General features: G+C 41.9%; 22 protein-coding genes. 9 read left to right on the forward strand and 13 right to left on the reverse strand.

Translation table 11 applies throughout. The features are described 5' to 3' along the window. Window positions 1-8: 8 nt before the first annotated feature. From GBI66_RS04975 to dapA, 4 genes are all read right to left on the reverse strand, one after another. Entirely contained in the window at window positions 9-2,417 is a 2,409-nt protein-coding gene (locus GBI66_RS04975; RefSeq protein ID WP_151715370.1) for a TonB-dependent siderophore receptor, read from the reverse strand. A 239-nt stretch (window positions 2,418-2,656) separates the two neighbouring features. Beyond that, window positions 2,657-3,376 carry a phosphoribosylaminoimidazolesuccinocarboxamide synthase gene (purC, locus tag GBI66_RS04980; RefSeq protein ID WP_005186090.1) on the reverse strand — a complete coding sequence of 240 codons (720 nt, stop codon included), beginning with the start codon at window positions 3,374-3,376 and terminating at the stop codon, window positions 2,657-2,659. 35 nt (window positions 3,377-3,411) lie between these two features. After that, window positions 3,412-4,014 carry a lipoprotein-34 precursor (NlpB) gene (locus GBI66_RS04985; RefSeq protein WP_151715477.1) on the reverse strand — a complete coding sequence of 201 codons (603 nt, stop codon included), beginning with the start codon at window positions 4,012-4,014 and terminating at the stop codon, window positions 3,412-3,414. 15 nt (window positions 4,015-4,029) lie between these two features. Next, complete coding sequence (gene dapA, locus GBI66_RS04990; RefSeq protein WP_005186086.1) at window positions 4,030-4,923, reverse strand: 4-hydroxy-tetrahydrodipicolinate synthase; 894 nt, start codon at window positions 4,921-4,923, stop codon at window positions 4,030-4,032. A 290-nt stretch (window positions 4,924-5,213) separates the two neighbouring features. Here dapA and pncA point away from each other — a divergent pair, with 290 nt between their 5' ends. From pncA to GBI66_RS05005, 3 genes are all read left to right on the forward strand, one after another. Further along, window positions 5,214-5,852: a bifunctional nicotinamidase/pyrazinamidase gene (gene pncA, locus GBI66_RS04995; RefSeq protein ID WP_151715371.1), complete on the forward strand. Its 639-nt coding sequence runs from the start codon at window positions 5,214-5,216 to the stop codon at window positions 5,850-5,852. Window positions 5,853-5,937: 85 nt separating this feature from the next. Then, entirely contained in the window at window positions 5,938-6,402 is a 465-nt protein-coding gene (locus tag GBI66_RS05000; protein ID WP_005186081.1) for an Lrp/AsnC family transcriptional regulator, read from the forward strand. A 217-nt stretch (window positions 6,403-6,619) separates the two neighbouring features. Continuing rightward, complete coding sequence (locus GBI66_RS05005; RefSeq protein WP_005186078.1) at window positions 6,620-7,258, forward strand: YitT family protein; 639 nt, start codon at window positions 6,620-6,622, stop codon at window positions 7,256-7,258. Between the two features lie 79 nt (window positions 7,259-7,337). On the opposite strand, the gene glmS is transcribed toward GBI66_RS05005, so the two are convergent. The 8 genes from glmS to GBI66_RS05045 form a co-directional block, all read right to left on the reverse strand. Continuing rightward, a complete protein-coding gene (glmS, locus tag GBI66_RS05010) occupies window positions 7,338-9,176 on the reverse strand; it encodes a glutamine--fructose-6-phosphate transaminase (isomerizing) (protein WP_151715372.1) in 1,839 nt (612 codons plus the stop codon). 12 nt (window positions 9,177-9,188) lie between these two features. Further along, window positions 9,189-10,553, reverse strand: a complete 1,365-nt coding sequence (gene glmU / locus GBI66_RS05015) for a bifunctional UDP-N-acetylglucosamine diphosphorylase/glucosamine-1-phosphate N-acetyltransferase GlmU (protein WP_151715373.1) — start codon at window positions 10,551-10,553, stop codon at window positions 9,189-9,191. A 26-nt stretch (window positions 10,554-10,579) separates the two neighbouring features. Beyond that, window positions 10,580-11,095 (reverse strand): phosphatidylglycerophosphatase A, encoded by a 516-nt coding sequence (locus tag GBI66_RS05020; protein WP_151715374.1) that lies wholly within the window; start codon window positions 11,093-11,095, stop codon window positions 10,580-10,582. Next, complete coding sequence (gene thiL / locus GBI66_RS05025) at window positions 11,073-11,990, reverse strand: thiamine-phosphate kinase (RefSeq protein WP_151715375.1); 918 nt, start codon at window positions 11,988-11,990, stop codon at window positions 11,073-11,075. The genes GBI66_RS05020 and thiL overlap by 23 nt, the downstream gene beginning before the upstream one ends. Before the next feature lie 15 nt (window positions 11,991-12,005). After that, complete coding sequence (nusB, locus tag GBI66_RS05030) at window positions 12,006-12,455, reverse strand: transcription antitermination factor NusB (RefSeq protein WP_004803459.1); 450 nt, start codon at window positions 12,453-12,455, stop codon at window positions 12,006-12,008. A 3-nt stretch (window positions 12,456-12,458) separates the two neighbouring features. After that, a complete protein-coding gene (ribE, locus tag GBI66_RS05035; protein WP_004803462.1) occupies window positions 12,459-12,929 on the reverse strand; it encodes a 6,7-dimethyl-8-ribityllumazine synthase in 471 nt (156 codons plus the stop codon). An 11-nt stretch (window positions 12,930-12,940) separates the two neighbouring features. Beyond that, on the reverse strand, window positions 12,941-14,062 hold the full coding sequence (gene ribBA, locus GBI66_RS05040) for a bifunctional 3,4-dihydroxy-2-butanone-4-phosphate synthase/GTP cyclohydrolase II (RefSeq protein WP_151715376.1): 1,122 nt from the start codon (window positions 14,060-14,062) through the stop codon (window positions 12,941-12,943). A gap of 285 nt (window positions 14,063-14,347) precedes the next feature. After that, the gene (locus GBI66_RS05045; RefSeq protein WP_171494266.1) at window positions 14,348-15,643 is read right to left on the reverse strand and encodes a hypothetical protein; all 1,296 of its coding nucleotides are present in this window, start codon (window positions 15,641-15,643) and stop codon (window positions 14,348-14,350) included. Between the two features lie 61 nt (window positions 15,644-15,704). On the opposite strand from GBI66_RS05045, the gene serB reads away from it, so the two are divergent. The 3 genes from serB to GBI66_RS05060 all read left to right on the forward strand — a co-directional run bounded on the left by serB (window position 15,705) and on the right by GBI66_RS05060 (window position 18,295). Beyond that, window positions 15,705-16,925 carry a phosphoserine phosphatase SerB gene (gene serB / locus GBI66_RS05050; protein WP_004803468.1) on the forward strand — a complete coding sequence of 407 codons (1,221 nt, stop codon included), beginning with the start codon at window positions 15,705-15,707 and terminating at the stop codon, window positions 16,923-16,925. A gap of 406 nt (window positions 16,926-17,331) precedes the next feature. After that, a complete protein-coding gene (aciT, locus tag GBI66_RS05055; protein WP_004803470.1) occupies window positions 17,332-17,667 on the forward strand; it encodes a ciprofloxacin tolerance protein AciT in 336 nt (111 codons plus the stop codon). A 148-nt stretch (window positions 17,668-17,815) separates the two neighbouring features. Continuing rightward, the gene (locus GBI66_RS05060) at window positions 17,816-18,295 is read left to right on the forward strand and encodes a hypothetical protein (protein ID WP_005186060.1); all 480 of its coding nucleotides are present in this window, start codon (window positions 17,816-17,818) and stop codon (window positions 18,293-18,295) included. A 46-nt stretch (window positions 18,296-18,341) separates the two neighbouring features. Here GBI66_RS05060 and dtd read toward each other — a convergent pair whose 3' ends face one another. Then, window positions 18,342-18,782 (reverse strand): D-aminoacyl-tRNA deacylase, encoded by a 441-nt coding sequence (gene dtd / locus GBI66_RS05065; protein WP_005186058.1) that lies wholly within the window; start codon window positions 18,780-18,782, stop codon window positions 18,342-18,344. Between the two features lie 195 nt (window positions 18,783-18,977). Here dtd and GBI66_RS05070 point away from each other — a divergent pair, with 195 nt between their 5' ends. The 3 genes from GBI66_RS05070 to pncB all read left to right on the forward strand — a co-directional run bounded on the left by GBI66_RS05070 (window position 18,978) and on the right by pncB (window position 22,478). Continuing rightward, window positions 18,978-20,501: a catalase gene (locus GBI66_RS05070; RefSeq protein ID WP_151715378.1), complete on the forward strand. Its 1,524-nt coding sequence runs from the start codon at window positions 18,978-18,980 to the stop codon at window positions 20,499-20,501. Between the two features lie 130 nt (window positions 20,502-20,631). Further along, entirely contained in the window at window positions 20,632-21,117 is a 486-nt protein-coding gene (locus tag GBI66_RS05075; RefSeq protein ID WP_151715379.1) for an ankyrin repeat domain-containing protein, read from the forward strand. Between the two features lie 143 nt (window positions 21,118-21,260). Continuing rightward, window positions 21,261-22,478, forward strand: a complete 1,218-nt coding sequence (pncB, locus tag GBI66_RS05080; protein WP_151715380.1) for a nicotinate phosphoribosyltransferase — start codon at window positions 21,261-21,263, stop codon at window positions 22,476-22,478. Window positions 22,479-22,594 lie beyond the last annotated feature (116 nt).

Below are 22,594 nucleotides of genomic sequence, written 5' to 3' on the forward strand. Positions count from 1 at the left end.
TTTGATTACTACCAACGATAATTGATCTTGCCGTAATAGAACGCACCATTAAAGCCAAAAGGCGAGAACTGGCTATAAGGCAAGCTGCCGCCTGTGGGTTGGTTGATATCGTAGACATCTTTATCAGGATATACATCGGTAATATTGTCGCCACCAACCGTGAAGTTCCAGTTTTGATATTGATAAGACAACGCTAAATCGAGTAACCATTTGGCGGAGAATTTTTGGTCTTTGGCTTCGCCAGAATTACTAAAGGTTTTAAAGCTGCCATAACGTGTGACATTGGTATTCACAGTGAAGTTTCCAAGCTTATAGTCATTCGCTAAACTGAATTTATGTTCAGGAGTACTGCCAGCCAATAAACCGTATTGCTCTCGACGATCCAGACGCGTAAGGTTAATGCCCAACGCATCTAAGATGGCTGGATTGCCATCCACATGGGTCACTTTATTTTTATTGTAGTTGTAGGCCAGTGAGGTATTCAGTTCGCCATAAGGCAATGCAGTCCATTTATAGGTCGCAACTAAGTCAACGCCACGCGTGCGGGTATCGCTGGCATTGTTGAAATAACGAATTGTGTTGAAGTTGGTGTCGGTGATCCCTTTTGAATTCAGGTATTGGCGAACGGTCGCACTGCTGGCATTGATATTGGAGGATAGGCTAATCCGATTATCAATGTCGATTTGATAAGCATCTAGAGTCACATATAGTTGATCTGTAGGCGTCAAGACTAAACCCACGCTATAGTTTTTAGATTTCTCTGGCTTAAGTTGTTCCGCACCAAGTAGTTGAGCAACGTATGACGTGGTGGGAAAGGTACCTGCTTCAGCAAATTGACCATTGATCAGCTGTGAAGAGGTTTGGGTGAAATATTGTTGGGCAAGACTTGGGGCGCGGAAACCAGTGGAGGCGCTACCACGTACCGCAATCGCTGGATGAATCGCATAACGTAAAGACAATGACGCATTATCGGTGTGACCAAAATCATTGTAATATTCATGGCGATAGGCTGTAGATGCTGAGAGTTTTTCAGTTAAATTGGCCTCTAAATCCAGATAAGCCGCATAACTGTCGCGTGACCATTCACCAGCATCGGCAGAGCGAAAGCCCGCTAATCCAGAAGAACCACTTTTATAATAGGACGCTGGATCACCTGCTTGGATTTGATACTTTTGATTCAAATATTGCGTACCAAAGGCAACATTCAGTGGGCTGGTGAGTGCTGCAAGATTAAACTCTCGAGAAAGATCAAAATTCACTACCGTTTGTGCATTTTTCAGTGTGCCATTTTGGAAGCCGAAAGGTGTCGTGGCTGTGTCTTTATAAAGATCGACATTAATGGTCTTGGTATCGACATCATAACGATTTAAACCATAATTCACCGAGGCATCATAATGCCAATCTGACCAATCGCCTTTGATCCCTGCAACTGCGCCAAAATCATCGAGTTGGCCCTGAATGATGGGTAGATAGCCATTGGGAAACAAGGCAGGAATATTATTGGAGGCGTTGCTTAAACGATAGAATCCAGCAGTTTCTGCATTACGATGGCTATAGGTCGCAAAAGAATACAGCTCGGCATGATCACTGAGGTCATAACCTAAATTCAAGGCTGCTTTTACCTCATCGGAATCTGGATCACCAAAACGGAAAGTACGCTGTCCATAGGTACTTGATTTGGGATCACGCAGGTCAGGGCCAGCACGATTGGTGGCTTGGCTATCCTGCCATTCCCCTGAAAAGATCGCGTAACCATAATTATTCAGTTTGGTGCCACCTGAAACAAAGGATTGCTTCTGTTCACCATCTCCTTTGTTATAAACCCCGTATTTAATACCTGCTTCGCCATGTGTAGGGTTGGATTTCAGAATAATATTAATCACGCCTGCAATTGCATCGGAACCATAGCGAGCCGATGCGCCTTCACGGAGTACTTCGACACGGCTAATCGCTGAGATCGGGATCGCATTTAAATCGGTTGGGGCAGAGCCCCGACCAATGGTTCCGCCAAGGTTAATAAAGGCACCTGTGTGGCGACGCTTACCATTAACCAGAACCAGTACTTGATCAGGTGCAAGTCCTTTCAGTTGAGCAGGCCGAACCAGTTCAGTTCCATCCACCACGGTTGGACGTGGAAAATTAATTGAAGGAATAATTCGAGATAGCGCCGTGCCGAGTTCATTGGAGCCCGTTCGTTCGGTCAGCTCTTTGGCACTAATCACATCAATTGGCTGTAAGGACTCTGTTTGTGAACGATTGTTGGCACGGGTTCCTGTGACGACAATGGTCGCGAGTGTTTTGACTTGTTCGGGTTCGTTTAGATTGTTTTCAGCTGCGTGCACATTGCTGTATAGAGCAAGCAAAATCAGGCTAGCACTCAGACTTAAAGGAAAATTTCTTAAAATAGGAGTATTCATTTTGATCTTCTAACTCAAGTTCTGTAAACATTTGTGAACATGGTAGGAGCATCAAAAAAAATTCAAAAACAATATAAAAACATAAGGTTAGAACAAAACTCGCAAAGCTATATTTATGAATTTTAAGTTGATGATTTATATGATATTGATATTTAAAATGAAGTTTCTCATTTTTGAATAGGCAATAAAAAACCAGCCCGATTGAGCTGGTTTTATATGTGCTAAATGCCTAGCCAGGCTTAGATATTGTCTAAGTTAATGCCTAAACGTGCAGCAACTTCTTCATACGCTTCAACCACACCACCTAAACCTTGGCGGAAACGGTCTTTATCAAGTTTTTTCTTGGTGTCTTTGTCCCATAAACGGCAACCGTCTGGAGAGAATTCATCACCCAATACGATACGGTCATGGAATACGCCGAATTCAAGTTTGAAATCAACCAGAATCATATTACCTGCATCGAATAATGCTTTCAGTACATCATTCACTTGGTAAGTGAGTTCTTTCATTTTTTCAAGTTGTTCCGCCGTTGCCCAACCTAAAGCAATCGCTTGAGATTCGTTCACCATTGGATCGCCAAGTGCATCATCTTTAAAGAATAATTCAAATGTTGGCGGTGTTAATTCTTTGCCTTCTTCAACGCCTAAACGACGGCAAAGTGAACCAGCAGCATAGTTACGAATGACACATTCAACTGGAATCATCTGAAGTTTTTTAACCAGCACTTCAGTTGGAGAAAGCAATTTTTCAAAATGCGTTTCGATACCTGCTTCAGCCAGTTTTTCCATGATGAAGGCGTTAAAACGGTTGTTGACCTTGCCCTTACGATCGAGTTGCTCAATTTTTTCGCCATTAAATGCCGAGGCATCATCACGAAAGACCAAAATCAGGTGATCAGCGTTATCTGTCTCGTATACAGATTTTGCTTTACCAGTATAGAGCAAGGTTTGTTTTAACATGGAGGAACCTTTTGAAAAATATGCCTAGTAAACGACTAGGCTGGCCAATTTTGGTAAATCTGAGCTAACACTTCAGTTGCAACTTTAGGGTCGGCAAAGGTGGTGTCAGGTTTGAAGAGGGCAATGGTATTGCTTGAACCAACAGCAGAAAGCTTCAATACGTAGTTTTGATTGTCAACCTGAATGGTTGCTTCATAACCATGATCTGCTTGAGAGATGACTTTGTAGTTGAGGCTGCTGACCGTTGCAAAGGCATATTGCCAAGCACTTGCTGTTGGACCTTCCACTTTCAGTAATGGGTTTTTATTACCATCCATCACCAGTTGTGGACGACCCAAGCTGGTTGCTGTCGCTTCAGTGGTATTGCTTGTAGTTTGCATTGACTCTGGGCGAGGTAATGCATAACGGTTGCCAGTCTTGCTTTCAAATGTTGGCGCATGTTGAATCGCTAGTGGATCAACCGTCGGTGCTGGATACAATGGCGTGAATGGTCTTACCGTTGCATTCTCAGGGAACTTGAGTGGTTCAAGCGCTTGCGCTTTTTTATAATCTAAAGAATGATTATTGAGGGCAAAACGACCACAACCAGCCAAACTTAAAGCTGAAATGACTAGGACAACACCAAGACGTAATTGCATCATAAATTGCTCGTATTAAATAATGCCCGCAGTTTTTAAATCTGTGCGGAGCGGTTCACGATATTGTTCTGCGAGAGCGGTTAGTGGCAGGCGCAAACCTGTACTAATGTATCCCATCTCATGCAACGCCCATTTCACAGGAATTGGGTTTGATTCGCAAAACAAAATATTGTGTAGATTTGCAATTTGTTGATTCAGATTTTGCGCTTTTGCTTTATCACCCGCCAAGGCAGCTTCACAAACTTCGCTCATTTGTTTTGGTGCAACATTGGCTGTTACAGAAATATTACCTTTAGCACCTAATAAAATCAGTTCCCAAGCAGTTTCGTCATCGCCTGAGTAAACCGCGATTTTACCATTTAAACCTTCGATGAGGGCTTGACCACGTGGTACATCGCCTGTTGCATCTTTAATCCCAACAATGTTTTTAACATCGGCTAAACGAATGACAGTTTCATTTTGCATATCAACGCCAGTACGACCTGGAACATTATAAAGAATTTGTGGAATATCAACTGCTTCAGCAATTGCTTTATAGTGTTGATATAAGCCTTCTTGTGTTGGTTTATTATAATATGGCGTAACGAGCAATGCCGCATCGGCACCGAGTTCTTTTGCTGCTTTAGTGAGTTCGATTGCTTCGTGAGTTGAGTTTGCACCTGTGCCCGCGATAATTGGGATGCGTTTATTGGCTACACGAATCACTTCTTTGATGACTTGTGTGTGTTCTTCCATGCTTAATGTAGACGCTTCGCCCGTTGTGCCAACAGCAACAATACTATGTGTACCTTGTTGGACATGCCACTCAACGAGCTTCTCAAGGCTCTTCCAATCTACGCGACCATCTTCAAACATAGGGGTGACGAGTGCGACAATTGAACCTTGAATATTCTGTGCTAGCTGAGTCATTTTAAAAAACTATCCTATTTTCCCATCCGAGATTGAATTAGTTGAAACGAAATATTGGATGGTTGCAGTATTTTGATTCGCCGTTCAATAATGAATTCGATTGAATGACAATTATGCAAATTATGACTGATCAGCGGCATAAGAACAATATGCTTTAGTCAAACAGCTGAAAACTTTCATTCATCTTTGTCCTGAATGATTTTCATCTTATGAAATGTTGATGCATGGCTAGTCAGGCGAAGGCTGGCAGCGTATGGTATAGCAAGAAGTGATCTAGATTGAATAATGAGATGCGTACAGACTCTAAACACAGTGCCTTAATTGTTGTTGATGTGCAAAATGGATTTACCCCGGGTGGAAACTTGGCAGTCACTGATGCTGATCAGATTATCCCTGTGATTAATCAACTGGCGCGCCAGTTTGAAACGGTGGTGCTGACACAAGACTGGCATCCTGATCAGCATATTTCTTTTGCTGACAATCACGAAAATAAAGCGCCATTTGAAACCATTGAATTGTCCTATGGAACTCAAGTGTTATGGCCAAGACATTGTGTACAAGGCACACACGATGCTGAATTTCACCCCGATCTTGATATTCCAACCGCGCAACTGATTATCCGCAAAGGCTTTCACGTCAATATTGATAGCTATTCGGCCTTTATGGAGGCGGATCGAAAAACCCCGACAGGATTAAAGGGTTATCTTCAAGAACATCAAATTGATACGGTCTATATTGTGGGGATTGCCACCGATTTTTGTGTAGCGTGGACGGCACTGGATGCTGCACAGATGGGCTTTAAAACTTATGTGATTGACGATGCCTGTAAAGCTATTGATTTAAATGGTTCATTGCAAAACGCATGGCACAATATGTTAGAACAAGGCGTTCAACGTATTCAGTCAGCTACAATTTTGGCACAAGCTTGAGCTGATTGATCTAAAGGCGTTAAACTTCTAAAACTGATGCATCGGTATCAGCTAAACCATGACTTCAGGCAGAATTGAGCGTTTTATGACAGTCGAACTCGATGATTTTGATCAGAAAATTATTCATCATTTACAAATGAATGGACGTTTGGCCAATCAGGAGCTCGCTGAATTGGTGGGTTTGTCGACCTCGCAATGTTCACGCCGTCGTGTTCAACTGGAGCAGAAAAAAATCATCACAGGCTATTATGCACAAATTGCGTTGAGTGCTGATCCTGCGCCGATCATGGGCATTATTGAAGTGAAACTGCAGAATTATCATGATGCCACGCATGATCGTTTTGTTGAATTTCTGATGCATGAGCCTGCGGTTAAAGATATTCATAAATTGACAGGCAGTTATGATTTTGCACTGAAAGTTGCAGTTAAGAACTTGGATGAAATGGTCAAGTTGATCGGTATCCTATCTTCACAAAACTTTGGCGTCAGTAATCTGAATACCTCTATTGTGCTTGAAAAATTAAAAGAAAATGGGATCGCGATTAAATAAAGGCTAAGCTGGTTGCGGCTTGATTCTATACAAAATAACAGACTGAGAGATTGACAGCCATACAATATTCAAAATGCATGATTTTGAATATAAATTGCATTTATGGCAAAAAGATAAGAATAAATTGCGAAATTTCAATAAAAATGATCAAATATGCCATGTCTTTCCGTGAAAGACGTCTCTCCCTTTAGCTGTTCTCCTATTGAGTTGTACCATTATGAATACCGAGCAAAATGTATCTCTGGTAAGTCCAGTCATGCCTGTGATTGACCAGCACTCTAAAATTGAAGATGCATTGGCGATGTTGATCGGAACATTCATTCTTTCGTTTGCCATGACGTTATTACAGCAAGCAGGGATCATGACAGGTGGTACAGCAGGTTTATCTTTATTGCTTCACTACATTACCGACATCAAATTTGGTGTTTTGTTTTTCCTGATCAATATCCCATTTTATTATTTTGCCTATAAAAAAATGGGCATCGCATTGGTGGTGAAAACCTTTATTGCTGTTGCATTATTGGCGGGATTTACTGAAATGATCCCACAATTTTTTCACCTTTCGGATGTTAATCCGATTTACGCAACGATTTTTGCCAATGTCTTAATGGGTGTGAGTTTTTTGATTCTCTTTAGACATCGTTCTAGTCTAGGTGGTATCAATTTACTGGCGCTGTATTTACAGGAGCGCTTTAATATTGCCGCAGGAAAAGTACAGTTGGGCATTGATCTGATTATCTTGTTGGCTTCATTGTTCTTTGTGGATTGGAAATTAATTCTAATTTCAATTTTAGGCGTGATTATTCTTAATTCGATTGTTTTACTGAATCATAAAACCACAAGATACGTGGCTTAAACTTAAGATTTTTATTCTAATTAACTAAAAAATATAAAGAAAAATCGAAGGAGGGTAAACCCTCCTTCGAGTTAAAATATTATTCTACAGTGACACTCTTCGCGAGGTTACGTGGCTGATCGACATCTGTACCGCGTAACACTGCGACATGGTAAGACAACAACTGCACAGGCACGCTATAAACAATCGGTGCTAACCATTCATTTACCGCAGGGATGTGTACAACATGTTGACGGTCTTTACCATGAATACCGCTGTTTTCATCTGCAAAGACAAACAGTTCACCACCACGTGCTTGTACTTCTTCCATATTCGATTTGAGTTTATCAAGCATGTCATCTTGTGGCGCTAAAATCACGACAGGCATTTCATTATCCACCAAAGCTAGTGGACCATGTTTAAGCTCGCCTGCAGCATAACCTTCCGCATGAATATATGAAATTTCTTTCAACTTCAATGCGCCTTCAAGTGCGATTGGGAAGTGTGTTCCACGACCCAAGAATAAGCAGTGATTTTTCTCAACGAACAATGCCGATAAACGTAGAATCTCAGTATCACCTTGTAAGGTATCTAAAATTACTTTCGGGCAATGCCATAAGGCAGTGGTGATTTCATTCAGTTGGGCATCAGACAGGCGATTTTTGACTTGACCAACTTTCAAGATTAACAGCATCAACGCTGCAAGCTGAGTAGTAAAGGCTTTGGTTGATGCCACCCCAATTTCAGGACCAGCAAGCGTCAGTAAATGATGATCTGTTTCACGCACCATAGATGAGGTTGCAACGTTACAAATCGTCATGGTGCTGATGTCAATGTTGTTTGCCTTGGCACGCTTTTGGGTTTCACGTAACGCAGCTAAAGTATCGGCTGTTTCACCAGATTGTGAAATACAGATATACAGTGTATTTGCCACAATCACTGGTGTACGGTAACGGAACTCACTTGCAATCTCAACTTGGCAAGGTACGCCAATCAGCTGTTCAAACCAATATTTAGCAATCATCCCTGCATGATAACTGGTACCACAGGCAATGATTTGCACTTGCTGAATCTTGTCAAAATCAGCATTGGCATGGCTGAGGAAATCTTCACGTAAGCTGTTGCCATTTAATGCTTGAGAAATGGTTTGTTGAATTGCTTCTGGTTGCTCATAAATTTCTTTGAGCATGAAGTGCTTATATTCACCCTTAGATACATTGCTAACCGTTGCATCCAACTCTTTGACTGGGCGTTCAACACGTTGACCCTTTGCAAAAACTTCAATGCTAGTACGTGTAAGGCGAGCAATATCACCTTCCTCTAAATACACGAAACGATTGGTCACAGGCAATAAAGCCAATTGGTCTGAGCTGATAAAGTTTTCACCAATACCAACACCAATGACGAGTGGTGAACCTTCACGAACGGTGATGAGTTCATCTGGGTGTGCCGTATGGACAATCCCAAGTGCATAAGCACCCTTCAGGCGCGGTGTAATCTTTTGTACAGCTTCTAACAGACTGTCTGTTTGCTTCAATGCATCGTTAACGAGGTGCGCAACAACTTCAGTATCCGTTTGAGAACTAAACACATAGCCTAGCGCTTGTAATTCATCTTTCAGCTCTTGGTAGTTTTCAATAATCCCGTTATGAACCACAGCCACGTTGCCTGAAACATGAGGATGTGCATTATTTTCAGTCGGTTTACCATGAGTTGCCCAACGCGTGTGTGCAATCCCGACATTTCCTGTTAAGTGCTGTTCTGACACGGCTTCAGCCAAGTTGGCAACTTTACCAACGCGACGTTCGCGTAAGATTTTTTGATTATTTAATAAAGCTAAGCCTGCAGAGTCATAGCCACGGTATTCAAGACGTTTAAGGCCTTCAATAAGAATATCGGTTACACAACGTTCAGCAACGCCACCAACAATACCACACATAATTTTATCCTCTTATTTTTTCAGCTTTTGGGGACGTTGATAATTTGCTTTTTCAAACTGTTTTGATCGTTCGACAGCTAAACTATGCTCAGCCACATCTCGGGTGAGGGTTGATCCTGCACCTGTTGTTGCGCCTTGACCAATTTTGATTGGTGCAACCAATGAGTTATTGGTACCAATAAATACATTGTCTTCGATAATAGTACGATGTTTGTTCGCACCATCATAATTACAGGTAATGGTGCCTGCACCAATATTACAACACGCACCAATATCGGCATCACCTAAATAGGTGAAATGGTTGGCTTTGGAGCCGAGTCCGATATTTGAATTTTTTACTTCAACGAAGTTACCGATATGTACGTCATTGGCAAGATTGGCACCTGGGCGTAAACGCGCGAAAGGACCAATTTGAGCACTTTCACCAACCACTGCATTTTCAAAAATGCTATAGGCTTGAACTTTGGTGCCCGCAGCAATACGGGTATTTTTTAAAATACATCCTGCACCGAGTTGTACGTTATCGCCTAGTTCACAGTCGCCTTCGATGATGACATTGACATCAATTTGTACGTCTTGTCCACATTTTAAACTGCCACGTAAATCAAAACGATTTGGGTCAATAAGGTGAACGCCTTGCAGCATCAATTCTTTGGCTTGCTGTTGTTGGAACTGACGCTCTAAAGTTGCAAGTTGTAAGCGGTTATTCACACCTTCGACTTCAAACGCAAGTTCTGGTTCAACTGAGGCAACTTCTAAACCATCTGCAATTGCCATTGCGACAATATCGGTGAGGTAATATTCGCCTTGTGCATTTTCATTGGAAAGTTGAGGCAACCACTCATGCAGTTTTGCATTACTGACACAATAAATACCCGTATTAAATTCTTTAATTTGGCGTTGTTCTTCGTTGGCATCTTTATGTTCAACAATGGCTTGAATTTTACCATCTTTGCGAACAATACGACCATAACCTGTTGCATCATCGACAGTGAGTGTGACTAAGCCAATGCCTGTTTGGGTTGATGCATCCAATAATTTTTGCAGCGTATCTGCCTGAATACAGGGCACATCGCCTGATAAAATCAGTGAGACACCTTCTTGCGGTAGCACAGGCAAAGTCATTTGCACGGCATGACCTGTTCCGAGTTGTTCTGCTTGTTCAACCCATTCGATTTGTTCGGCAGCAAAGTTTTGTTTAACCAGTTCACCGCCATGTCCATAAATGGTAATAATATTTTGGGCATGGAGTTTTTTTGCCGTTTGAATCACGTGTCCAAGCAGTGGACGACCTGCAAGTGGTTGTAATACTTTTGGTAGTTGTGAACGCATTCGCGTTCCTTTCCCTGCTGCAAGAATAATAACAGTCGTTGACATAACTAACTCTAATTCAATGGCTTAAGTCAAAATATAAAATGAAGAATAAAAATACAGAGCGCTGCCCAAATTCCCGCAATAATGTCATCCAGCATAATTCCGAAGCCGCCAGACACTTTTTGATCTGCCCAACTAATTGGAAAAGGTTTCCAGACATCAAATATACGGAATAATACGAATCCAACAATGACCCACAGCCAATTCATTTGCTGTAAATACAGCAAAGGTAACAGGGTGATTGATTGACCTGCAAACTCATCCCAAACAATACGTCCGTCATCATGAACATTGATGACCTTTGCGGTATGACCACAGATATAAATGCCAATTAAGGACATGAATATGATTGCGATGAGGCTTGCAGGCAAACCCAGATATAACCACAGTGGGACAAATAACAGCGCAAAGGCAGAACCAAAAGTTCCAGGTGCTTTAGGTGCCAAACCAGAGCCAAAACCGACACCGCAGAATACGATGAAGCGGTCAAACCAAGTCATTTGGTTAAAGTGAATGGGAGGCTTATGCAAAGTGTTGGTATCCATGAACATGTAATGGGTGTGCTTTGCCCATATACTCAAATAACAATCCAGTTTGTTGGGTAATTTCGCCAATTATTGTAAGCGGAACATCTAATTGTTGTCGCGACAGTTCTTTGAAGTTTTGCGGTGATATTGTAAAGCATAATTCGTAATCATCACCGCCTGCAAGTGCATAATGCCAAGCCTGTTGCAAATCAAGCTGTTTGAGTGACGCATCTATCGGAAGCTGATCTAGCTGTAATTTTGCACCAACATCGGATGCTTTTAAAATATGACCTAAGTCTTGAGCCAATCCATCTGAGATATCAATCATACTCGATGCCAAACCTTTGAGTTGTTGACCCAAATGACAACGTGGGGTTGGATAATCTAGGCGTTGTTGTAGTCTATGGCCTAGATGCTGTAATCCAAACGCGGCATCGCCAATTTGCCCGCTGACACAAATATAGTCACCGATTTGAGCGCCTGCGCGAGTAATGGCCTGGCCCTGTTCAATCCAGCCTAAGGCAGTCACACTAATGGTCAGTTGAGCACTTTGAGTGGTATCACCACCGATCAGACTGACACCAAACTGATCGCAGCAATCAAACAAGCCCTGACTAAAGCCAGCCAGCCAGTCATGATCAACAGTCGGGAGACTCAGTGCGAGTAAAATACTATGAGGTTTTGCTCCCATTGCCGCCAAGTCCGATAAATTGACAGCGACACTTTTCCAGCCGATGGCATGAGCAGCAGTGTCTAAGGGGAAATGACGACCAGCAACCAGCGTATCTGCACAGATCACCAATTGTTGTGAAGGAGGGGGGGTAACGATGGCTGAGTCATCTCCGATACCTAAACTGACATCAGATTTTGATGTACGTTTAAAGTAACGTTCAATAATGGAAAACTCAGCCATACAACATCAAGCCTATTATTTTGCTTGTTGTTTTTCAGCTTCACGAAGCTTTGAGGAAAGACGGTCTAATACACCGTTGATGTATTTATGACTATCTGCGCCACCAAAGTGTTTAGCTAGCTCAATTGCTTCATCAAGTACAACACGGTATGGAACTTCGAGATGATCTCGTAATTCATAGGCACCGAGTCGTAGGGTTGCAAGCTCGACACCATCCAATGCGCTTAATTCACGATCAAGTACAGGAATGAGCAACTCATCTAAAGCTTCATGTTGAGCAATCACTTGAGTGAGTAATTCATGGTAATAGTTAAGGTCAACTTTGTGCATGGCATTTTCTACACGCGTGCGTGCTTCAATTTCATGTACTGGGTTCTGACTCATTTGCCATTCATAAATCCCTTGTACAGCAAAACGACGTGCTTTGCGTTTCGCTGCATAAGCGGCCTGAAGTGTTTGCGACATGCTTTAAATTGCCTTTAATAAGTTAACCATTTCGATTGCAGTCAATGCAGCTTCGCTACCTTTGTTTCCTGCTTTCGTACCAGAACGTTCGATTGCTTGCTCAATGCTGTCTGTAGTCAATACACCATTGATTACAGGCATTGTGCTTTCAAGAGCAACCACGCCTAAGCCTTTTGCACATTCACCTGCAACAAAGTCAAAGTGAGGTGTGCTGCCACGAATTACTGCACCTAATGCAATGATGGCATCAAATTTATTTGAAGCTGCTAATTTTTTCGCAACAATCGGCAGTTCCCATGCACCTGGTGCATGAATAACAGTAATCGCTTCTTCTGCAACGCCATGGCGTTTTAGAGTGTCGATTGCGCCTTCAAGTAAATGTTCAACAACGAAGCTGTTGAAACGACCGACTAAGATCGCATAACGACCTTCGCTTGCGAGATGTAATAAACCTTCAATTCGGCGAATTGCCATAGCAACCTCGATTATTTTGCTGTGATTTGATCGGCAGTGATGTATTCCACTACCTCTAAATTAAATCCGGATAAAGCATTGAAACGAAGTGGAGAACTCAACAACTTCATTTTCTCAACACCTAAATCACGTAAAATCTGTGCACCCACACCAATGGTTTGATATTGATGAGAAAGTGCTGCATTGGATTTGAGCGGTTTTGGCTGATTTAAATTCTGCAATGCAGGACCTAGGTCTTCTAACTGACCCTGACCAATCCATACCAGTACACCGCGATCACTTGCAGCAATGGTTTTCATTGCAAGATCTAAGTTCCAAGCAGGAGAACCATCGGCTTTATTAAGTTTTAATAAATCACGAATCGGGCTGAAACCATGAACACGTACCGTAGTGACACCTTGTTTTGGTTCACCTTTAACTAAGGCAACATGAATATCAGGATTGCCGATTTCACGATACTTATACAGCTCAAACGTTCCGTATTCGGTATCAATGGTTTCTTGAGACAAACGTTCAACGGTTTGTTCATTGGTCATGCGGTAATGGATCAGGTCCGCGATGGTGCCAATTTTTAAGCCGTGTTTTTCTGCAAACACTTCTAAATCAGGACGACGCGCCATTGTACCGTCATCATTGATAATTTCACAGATCACAGAAGCTGGCTCTAGACCTGCTAAGCGGGTGAGGTCACAACCTGCTTCGGTATGACCTGCACGGTGTAAAACACCACCTGGTTGTGCCATTAACGGGAAAATATGACCCGGTTGAACAATATCACTTGGTTTGGCATGTGCCGCAACTGCAGTACGAATAGTATGAGCACGTTCTGCAGCTGAAATACCTGTACTGATGCCTTCTGCAGCTTCAATCGAAAGCGTGAAGTTGGTTGCGTGTTGCGCGCCGTTCTGATCAACCATCAATGGAAGGTTGAGTTGTTTACAGCGGTCGCGACTGAGTGTTAAGCAAACCAAACCACGTGCATGGGTAATCATGAAGTTAATATCTTCAGGGCGAACATGCGTTGCGGCGATGACTAAGTCACCTTCATTTTCACGATCTTCATCATCCATTAGGATGACCATTTTGCCTGCACGAATATCTGCAACAAGCTCTTCAACATGACTCAGCGGCATTCGCTTTCACCTTTTATCTTGCCTTTTTAGGCACTAGTATTCGATAAATCTGGCATAGTTTACCGCATTTTAAAAAATTTCGCCTGTGCTTCTTTATCAATAAAAAGTCAGACTAAACAAATTATCTTGCAACACTTTATCCTGCCCAATTTTGCCACTTTACAAGGCGGTGTGATGCGATTGTAAGGCTTATATGTATATGGGCTAAACAAAAAAACACAAGGCTTTGTCTAGATACAAAGCCTTGTGTTTAGAATGACTCTATTCGCGGAGCCTTTGTGCTATTTATTCAAGCTCTGTCGATGCTTTGGCTTTTTTACCCATTAAAATTTCTGTACGTAACGTTTGAGCAACGGTCGCGCATTGTTCATTCATACCATTAATCATAAAGGCATGGCGGGTCATGATATTACTTGGGTTTGGCATTGCCACCAATTCATAACTGTTTTGAATGGTTTTGAGCTGCTCATGATTTAAATGCAAAGCTGCTTCTTTGGCATGTAAATGTTGTGCCAATCGTTTCGCTGCTTCAACTGCATCTAGCTGCATTGCATCGACTGCACTTGCAACTGCACCGCGAGTTTGTAAGGCAAAACGTTTATCTTCACGATAACGTTTATACAGTACATCAGCTAATAATTGGAAAACAGCTCCGACCATCATCAGACATTCAAGGGCATGACTGTTTTCAGACGTCGTGGCTAAGCTTGCACCATCTGCATTGAATTCTTGAACCACCTGAATCTGAGCCGCATCAATTTGGTAATGCTTGGTACAAAGCGCAATACTTTTATCTAAAAATAATTGGCATAGTTTGAAATACGGGACCGAAACAGATTGGTTCACACTACTCAATAACTGTTTAGGATCATAAAATTGAATATTGAGTGCTAAAGCTTGATCATCCAGTGATACGGATTCAGCCGGATTTTTTTCAACACGCGGTTTGGTTTGAGCTTTTGCCTGTTGTTGTGCCTGAGCAACCAAAGTCACGGCATTTTGTTTTTCAAGGGCAAGAGCTTGGGTTAAACGTTGAATCTCATGCTTGAGATGATTCTCTTGATTGATACGTGCTAAGTATTCGCTACGTGTTGGGCGTGCGATGGCGCGATATGCCAACCAAATCAAGCCATGAATGAACAGTGAAACTAAAATCGCTAACCATTGAGTCCGCAAAATCTCACCGATACTCGGTTGGATTAAGGTAATTTCAACGGTACCGACTTTCTTTTCATTTTGTAGCGCATCGCGAACAAACACTTCACCTTGGCGGGTTTTAGCCATACCACTGGTTGCAAGCACTTGTTTATTGGCGTCTAAAATACGAATGGATGCAACACTTGGGTTGGTTGCATAACGATTCGCCACCAATGCCAGCGAAACGGTATTGGCTGGTTCCAACTCAGCAAGACTATCTGCCACTAACTGACTGGTCATCAGTTGTCCTTGGCTAGCGCGATTTTCATTGAGTTGATGTGTCGTTGCAATCACCAATAAAAAGGTATGCAATGCAAAACTTACGATCAGTAGGCTAGCAAATAGCCCTTGGCGAGGCGCATTCAAGTTAAATTTCCAAGGCAAATAGATTCATGGGTTATGTTATGATTCTTACAATAGTTGTCGCTCAACCACGAGTCAATTCATGCGAGAAATCATTCTTATATCCTTTCTAGGACCAGATCAACCGAATCAGTTTACTCGATTAATGCAGGTACTATCCGTACATTCTTTGCAAATACTCGATGTCGGTCAGGCAGTTATCCATAATCAACTGACCCTTGGGATCGTTGTTGCATCGGATAATGAGACTGCAACTGCATTAGCAATGAAAGAGATTTTGATTTTAGCACATGATATTGGCTTAACTGTGCGATTTAAACCAATCTCCAACGCAGAATATGATCAATGGGTAAGTGAAGGTGGTCGAACTCGCTATATTGTGACTGCGCTTGCACCTGAACTTACCGCTGCACATCTACAAGCCGTGACTAAAATTGTATCAAGTCAAGGCTTTAATATTGAAACGGTCACTCGTTTATCGGGGCGTTTAGATCTGGATGCAGAAAGCCAATTTCCACGTCGTGCCTGTGTGCAGTTTGGCCTCAGCGGACAGATGTTGGATGCACAAGCGATGCGTGCAGCATGTTTAAGCCTATCTGGTGAGTTAAATATTGATGTCGCTGTGCAAGAAGACAATGCCTATCGCCGTAATCGTCGTTTAGTTTGCTTTGATATGGACTCCACCTTGATTGAGCAAGAAGTAATTGATGAACTGGCATTAGAAGCAGGCGTTGGCGCCCAAGTTGCTGAAATTACTGAGCGTGCCATGTTGGGTGAACTTGATTTTCAACAAAGTTTCCGTGCTCGTGTTGCCTTATTAAAAGGTTTAGATGCTTCGGTATTGCCGAAAATTGCAGAACGTTTGACGGTGACTGAAGGGGCAGAGCGTTTGATCTCTACCTTGAAAGCCTTGGGTTATAAGACTGCAATTTTATCAGGTGGTTTCCAGTACTTTGCTGAGTACTTACAAGCAAAACTTGGGATTGATGAAGTACATGCCAATATTCTTGATGTAGAAGATGGTTTTGTGACAGGTGAAGTGAAAGGTGCGATTGTTGATGGTGCTCGTAAAGCGGAGTTACTGCGTCAGCTGGCCGAAAAAATGGGGATTTCGCTAGAGCAGGCGATGGCCGTTGGTGATGGTGCCAATGACTTACCGATGCTTTCAATTGCAGGTCTAGGCGTTGCATTCCGTGCTAAACCTTTGGTCCGTCAAAATGCCAATCAGGCAATTTCAAGTGTGGGTTTAGATGGCGTGCTGTACCTATTAGGTATGCATGATAAGGATTTAAACCGCGCTTAGAGTAACATTTATCGCGTTTTAATAAGGTCGCTTTTACTGCGGCCTTATTCATTTTTTGTACGTCATTTATTCGTCATAATTATGTCTAAATGTATAGAAAAACAACGATAAAAAAATTCCGAAAAAAGTTTTTTTGCAGCAAAAAAGAGGCATAGTTTTTTGTAATGACACGCTGTAATTGATGCTATATGGACATTCAAGACTTTTATATGTTTTAAAAATGTAATGACAAAAGCATATTGCGACAGCTTGTGTCGTAAGGTTAGTTTCAGGCTCTTTTTTTCTAAAAAAAACGCTCCATAATGCATAAAGACGTTAATGCAATACGAAGTACTGTTAGAGATTACAGAACAAATATAGAGGTCTGAATTAAATACAGGCCACCCCTTTTAAGACGGAGGTTTCTATGGAAGCAGCGAATTTCACCATGTGGGTTGGATTTGGCTTAATCGCTGTCGCAGTTATTGCTGTTTTCTTTTCTCCTTATCGTCGTTGGTTAGGTTTTATGTTGGCGGGTATGCTGTGCTGGGGACTGTTAGAAGTGGTGCGCTTTGGCGCTCAAACCATATTCGAGATGTCCGTCGCCTATAGTTATTTGACTGCGTTAAGCCTTGCGATGATAACGGTTACATTTATCCTTTTACGTGAAGACAAACAAGCACAAAAACAGCTGGCAAATCGTCAGTATATTGAACATACACCTGTATATAAGGACGACCAGCAGCAATGTTCTAGCAGATAAATTATAATAATTTGAATAACATCAAAGGCATGCTCAGCATGCCTTTTTTGTACTAATTTTCTGCAACAAAGCTTTTACAGACCCATATACAATTGTGCTAGGATACGGTTGTCTTAATTTTCATCATAATACTGTAGGCATAAATGTCATGAAGCTTTCTTCTTTACCTGTGGTTAAGTTACCTATCGTTGATGTAAGCACTGATCCACTTGATTTATTAGTGGCAGGTTTGGCGTTACGTATGAAGCAATTGGCACGTACGAGCCCAAAGTTTATTGAATTGGTTCATGACCGTGAATTTCGTATTCAGATTGGTACAGATTTAGGTTTGGCACGTCAGATCATTGTGAACCGTGGCAAGATCGAGACAGTGGCTGGTAGCCCAGAAAAAGCTGATTTTATTTTACAATTTGCATCGAGTGAGCAAGGTGTAAAAACATTGCTAAAAGGCGACCCAACTGCATTTATGACCGGTATGCAAGATGGCAGCATTAAAATGGAAGGTGACTTTAGCCTGCTAGTTTGGTTTAACCAAGCGGCGAAGTTGATTCCACCTAAAGTGCCAAAACCAGTCAAAGAAAAAATTCGTCAAGCACGTGCCTTTATTAAAGAAAAAACTGGCAAATAAGCTGACATAAAAAACTCCCAAATCGGGAGTTTTTTATTGCCTAGAATTATTCAATCTCTAAATTGAAAGTGACTGGTCCATCATTAATTAAATGAACTTTCATATCCGCTGCAAAAATACCTGTTTGAACATGGTCGAATTGTTGTTGTGCATATTCAACCAATTGTTCATATAAGGCTTTGGCTTCTGCTGGAGGCATGGCGGGTCCAAAGTCAGGACGTAGGCCTTTTTGAGTTTGTGCCATCAAGGTAAATTGTGAAACCAATAAAACCCCACCATTGGCTTGGCTAACATTCCAGCCCATTTTGCCTTGCTCATCATCAAAAATACGATACTTCAAAATCTTATCAATCAGCTTTTGGCCTTTTTCTAATGTGTCTTCTTTGCCTAGACCTAAAAATACCAGTAAACCGTGTTGAATCTCACCTGTAGTTTCGCCCTCAACCACAACTTTGGCTTCGAGGACACGTTGAATTAATGCGCGCATAAAAATGAAGATCGGTATTGAATCAGCGCAACAGTCTAACAGATTTGGTTGTTCTACACCGACCCCAGCAAGATGCTTGGTTGGCCTTAATCTTATTTTTCGATTTACTTCATTAAAATTATCTTTTTTATCTATTGTTCAAATCTTTGTATAGTCCCCGTGCAGGAAAGGTATTTAGATTTTGGATTTAATAGCATGTTTAAGCGAACTTTTTTATTTACGATAATGGCAGCAACGCTTGGCACCGCGTATGCAGCGCCTTTAACAAAAGACAATGGTGCACCTGTCGGTGACAATCAAAACTCCATGACAGCAGGTGCGAATGGCGCAACGCTACTGCAAGATGTGCAACTGATTCAAAAATTACAACGCTTTGGCCGTGAACGTATTCCTGAGCGTGTAGTACATGCACGTGGTACAGGTGTTTATGGTGATTTCGTCGCAACAAAAGATTTGTCTGATTTAACCGTCGCTTCTATGTTTAAGGCAGGTACCACAACCCCTGTTTTTGTTCGCTTTTCAACCGTGATTCATCCTAAAGGTTCTCCAGAAACTGCACGTGATCCGCATGGTTTTGCAGTGAAATTTTATACGCAGCAAGGGAACTGGGATCTGGTTGGCAATAACCTGCCTGTGTTCTTTATCCGAGATGCAATCAAGTTCCCTGATTTTGTCCACGCAATGAAGCCAGATCCAGTCACCAATGTCCAAGATCCGAACCGTATTTTTGACTTTTTGAAGACTCAACCTTGGTCAATCAATATGTTGACCTATGTCTATTCAAATTTAGGCACCCCAGAAAGCTACCGTACACTGGATGGCTTTGGCGTACATGCATTCAAGTTATACAACGACAAAGGTGAGTATAAGTACGTCAAATTTAACTGGCGTTCGAAACAAGGCGTGAAAGGTCTGAATCTGGATCAGGTACGAGAAGTACAGGGCCGTGACTGGAGCCACTTGACCAATGATATGTATAAAAATGTCTATGCTGGAAACTATCCGAAATGGGACTTATACATTCAGGTACTTGATCCAAAAGATTTGGCCAAATTTGATTTTAATCCATTAGATGCAACCAAAATATGGCCAAATGATCTAGTCCCTGAAGTGAAAGTCGGAACCTTGACACTGAATCGTATGCCGAAAAATTTCTTCCAGGAGACAGAACAATCGGCATTTGCTCCAGGTAACTTAATTCCTGGGATTGAGCCATCGGAAGACCGTTTATTACAAGGTCGTATCTTCTCCTATTCGGATACACAGTTATACCGTCTAGGTGCGAACCATCAGCAGATTCCAGTAAATCGTCCACATGTCGCGGTGAATAACAATAACCAAGAAGGCTTTATGAACATGGGTCAGACTGAATCCCATGTGAATTATGAGCCAAGTACGATTGAGCCTAAACCATCCACTGAGATTGCCAGAGCTGTACAAACGCCGTTGCAAGGTACAGTAATGCAACAGGCGATTCAGAAACAACAGCCATTTAAACAGGCAGGCGAGCTTTATCGCAGCTATTCAGCTGTTGAAAAGAATGACTTGATTCGTAACCTTGCGGCTGATTTAGGCCAAGTTAAAGATGTAGAAACCAAGACCATTATGCTGTCTTACTTCTACAAGGCCGATGCCGATTATGGGACACGTCTTGCCAAAGTGCTAAATGTGAATCTAAAAAATGTACAAACCAAAGCGTCTCAACTAAAAGACGAATAAACGTTTTCATGATGTGGTAACAGGTGCCTGAATGTTACCCCCAGAAAGTCCTGTAACCTCAACAGCCTTTCCTGCACCTAGGGCGAGTGTTACAGGCATTCCTTTTTAGGCTTTTAATTGGATGTGAATAATGCTTCATTTTCGGTCTTTATTATTTACGATCAGCTTACTTTGTGGCAGTTTCTCTGTTTCTGCCAGTACAGACACACCCTCTGTCACAGACAAAGGATCAGAGGAGGTGGTTGAGCTATTTTTCTCCGCAGCCAAAGTCGGCAATATCGAGGTCTTGCAAGAGTTTTTAAAGCACGGGTTCCCCGTTGATATTCAAGATCATTCTGGTTATAGCGCATTGATGATGGCGAGTTATTATGGGCAGAAAGATGCAGTAAAAACATTGTTGCAACACAATGCCAATCGTTGTCTACGAGACAAACGTGGACATACCGCTTTAATGGGGGCGATTGTCAAAGCTGAATGGAGTATTGCCAAACAATTACGTCAGGTCGACTGTGACATTAATGCAGAGAAAACTGGACAGCTCACTGCTGAACAGTTCGCGATTCAATTTGGACAACAGCAACGTTTAAAACAGATTCAGGCTGAGCTATCCAACTAAGCTTTGCTATTACTCTAAGCTATTGAATTCTAAAAGACGCTGAATCAAATGATTTCGAGAACAATATCCATCGTCGTAGACAGACTCATTTCTGCGTAAAAGTATGCTTTAATGCTTGAAATAGAATAGATCCTAATTCAGTCATGTCTACACCAATTATTCAATCTTTACTGGATACCGACTTATATAAATTCACCATGCTACAGGTGGTGTTACATCAGTTTCCGCAAACGCATAGTGTTTATTTATTCCGCTGTCGTAATTTAGAAGATACGGCTTATCCATTGGTTGAAATTTTGGATGATTTGAATCAGCAGCTGGATTTGCTGTGTGAACTGCGTTTTGCAGAAGATGAATTGCAGTACTTGCGTTCATTGCGTTTTATTAAAAGTGATTTTGTTGATTATCTGGAATTGTTCCAACTTAAACGTCGTTTTATTCAAGCCAGTATTGATGAGGCTGGGCGTTTAGATATTCGCATTGAAGGCCCGATGGTTCAGGCGATGATGTTTGAGATTTTTGTCTTGGCGATCGTCAATGAGTTGTATTTCAGCCGTATCCGTAATGATGAGGTTTGGGTTGAAGGTGAGCGACGATTGCAGCAAAAGCTGGTGCAGTTGCAACAATATGAGCAAGAACAACAAGAAAATGATCCACCATTTTTAGTGTCTGATTTTGGCACCCGTCGTCGCTATAGTTTTGAGTGGCAAAAGCATGTCGTGCAGGCATTTCATGCGGCTGCACCAAAAGTGTTTCGGGGGACCAGTAATGTGTTATTGGCAAAGCAATTGGGAATTAGTCCGATTGGTACCATGGCTCATGAGTTCTTACAGGCTTTTCAAGCACTTGATGTACGTTTGCGTAATTTCCAAAAAGCAGCACTTGAGGCATGGGTACAAGAGTATCGTGGTGATTTAGGTATTGCTTTGACCGATGTGGTGGGAATGGATGCCTTTTTGCGTGATTTCGATTTGTATTTTGCCAAGTTATTTGATGGTTTGCGTCATGACAGTGGCGACCCGTATGAATGGGGTGATAAGGCTTTCGCACATTATCGCAAACTCAAGATTGATACAAAGACCAAGATGTTAACTTTTAGTGATGGTTTGAATTTAGAAAAAGCATGGTCACTGCATCAATATTTTAAAGACCGTTTCCAAGTGAGTTTTGGGATTGGCACCAATTTGACCAATGATATGGGGCAGAAGCCGTTGAATATTGTGTTGAAATTGGTGGAGTGTAATCGTCAGTCGGTGGCGAAGATTTCGGATAGTCCGGGTAAGACCATGACGGATAATGATACCTTCTTGGCGTACTTGCGTCAGGTGTTTGATATTGAAGAGAACGAAGTTAGCGTCTAAGCAAACAAGTTTAGAGGATGGTGATGGCGGTATCTTACTGGGCATTTTTTAAATATTAGGTTCAACCTTCGGTTCGACCTACTTTTCTTTCGGGAAAAGTAGGCAAAACCATTGTC

Origin of the sequence: Acinetobacter sp. TUM15071 (assembly GCF_008980925.1) — a bacterium.
GTDB lineage: Bacteria > Pseudomonadota > Gammaproteobacteria > Pseudomonadales > Moraxellaceae > Acinetobacter > Acinetobacter dispersus.

What these genes read in the sequence shown, in the direction of transcription:
- glmU (WP_151715373.1), bottom strand. Translation starts at nt 10,553, where the DNA reads ATGTCAACGACTGTTATTATTCTTGCAGCAGGGAAAGGAACGCGAATG.
- GBI66_RS05005 (WP_005186078.1), top strand. Translation starts at nt 6,620, where the DNA reads ATGAATACCGAGCAAAATGTATCTCTGGTAAGTCCAGTCATGCCTGTG.
- nusB (WP_004803459.1), bottom strand. Translation starts at nt 12,455, where the DNA reads ATGTCGCAAACACTTCAGGCCGCTTATGCAGCGAAACGCAAAGCACGT.
- GBI66_RS05060 (WP_005186060.1), top strand. Translation starts at nt 17,816, where the DNA reads ATGAAGCTTTCTTCTTTACCTGTGGTTAAGTTACCTATCGTTGATGTA.
- aciT (WP_004803470.1), top strand. Translation starts at nt 17,332, where the DNA reads ATGGAAGCAGCGAATTTCACCATGTGGGTTGGATTTGGCTTAATCGCT.
- dtd (WP_005186058.1), bottom strand. Translation starts at nt 18,782, where the DNA reads ATGCGCGCATTAATTCAACGTGTCCTCGAAGCCAAAGTTGTGGTTGAG.
- GBI66_RS05070 (WP_151715378.1), top strand. Translation starts at nt 18,978, where the DNA reads ATGTTTAAGCGAACTTTTTTATTTACGATAATGGCAGCAACGCTTGGC.
- GBI66_RS05020 (WP_151715374.1), bottom strand. Translation starts at nt 11,095, where the DNA reads ATGGATACCAACACTTTGCATAAGCCTCCCATTCACTTTAACCAAATG.
- thiL (WP_151715375.1), bottom strand. Translation starts at nt 11,990, where the DNA reads ATGGCTGAGTTTTCCATTATTGAACGTTACTTTAAACGTACATCAAAA.
- GBI66_RS04985 (WP_151715477.1), bottom strand. Translation starts at nt 4,014, where the DNA reads ATGCAATTACGTCTTGGTGTTGTCCTAGTCATTTCAGCTTTAAGTTTG.
- pncB (WP_151715380.1), top strand. Translation starts at nt 21,261, where the DNA reads ATGTCTACACCAATTATTCAATCTTTACTGGATACCGACTTATATAAA.
- serB (WP_004803468.1), top strand. Translation starts at nt 15,705, where the DNA reads ATGCGAGAAATCATTCTTATATCCTTTCTAGGACCAGATCAACCGAAT.
- ribBA (WP_151715376.1), bottom strand. Translation starts at nt 14,062, where the DNA reads ATGCCGCTGAGTCATGTTGAAGAGCTTGTTGCAGATATTCGTGCAGGC.
- purC (WP_005186090.1), bottom strand. Translation starts at nt 3,376, where the DNA reads ATGTTAAAACAAACCTTGCTCTATACTGGTAAAGCAAAATCTGTATAC.
- pncA (WP_151715371.1), top strand. Translation starts at nt 5,214, where the DNA reads ATGCGTACAGACTCTAAACACAGTGCCTTAATTGTTGTTGATGTGCAA.
- ribE (WP_004803462.1), bottom strand. Translation starts at nt 12,929, where the DNA reads ATGGCAATTCGCCGAATTGAAGGTTTATTACATCTCGCAAGCGAAGGT.
- GBI66_RS04975 (WP_151715370.1), bottom strand. Translation starts at nt 2,417, where the DNA reads ATGAATACTCCTATTTTAAGAAATTTTCCTTTAAGTCTGAGTGCTAGC.
- GBI66_RS05075 (WP_151715379.1), top strand. Translation starts at nt 20,632, where the DNA reads ATGCTTCATTTTCGGTCTTTATTATTTACGATCAGCTTACTTTGTGGC.
- glmS (WP_151715372.1), bottom strand. Translation starts at nt 9,176, where the DNA reads ATGTGTGGTATTGTTGGTGGCGTTGCTGAACGTTGTGTAACCGATATT.
- GBI66_RS05000 (WP_005186081.1), top strand. Translation starts at nt 5,938, where the DNA reads ATGACAGTCGAACTCGATGATTTTGATCAGAAAATTATTCATCATTTA.
- dapA (WP_005186086.1), bottom strand. Translation starts at nt 4,923, where the DNA reads ATGACTCAGCTAGCACAGAATATTCAAGGTTCAATTGTCGCACTCGTC.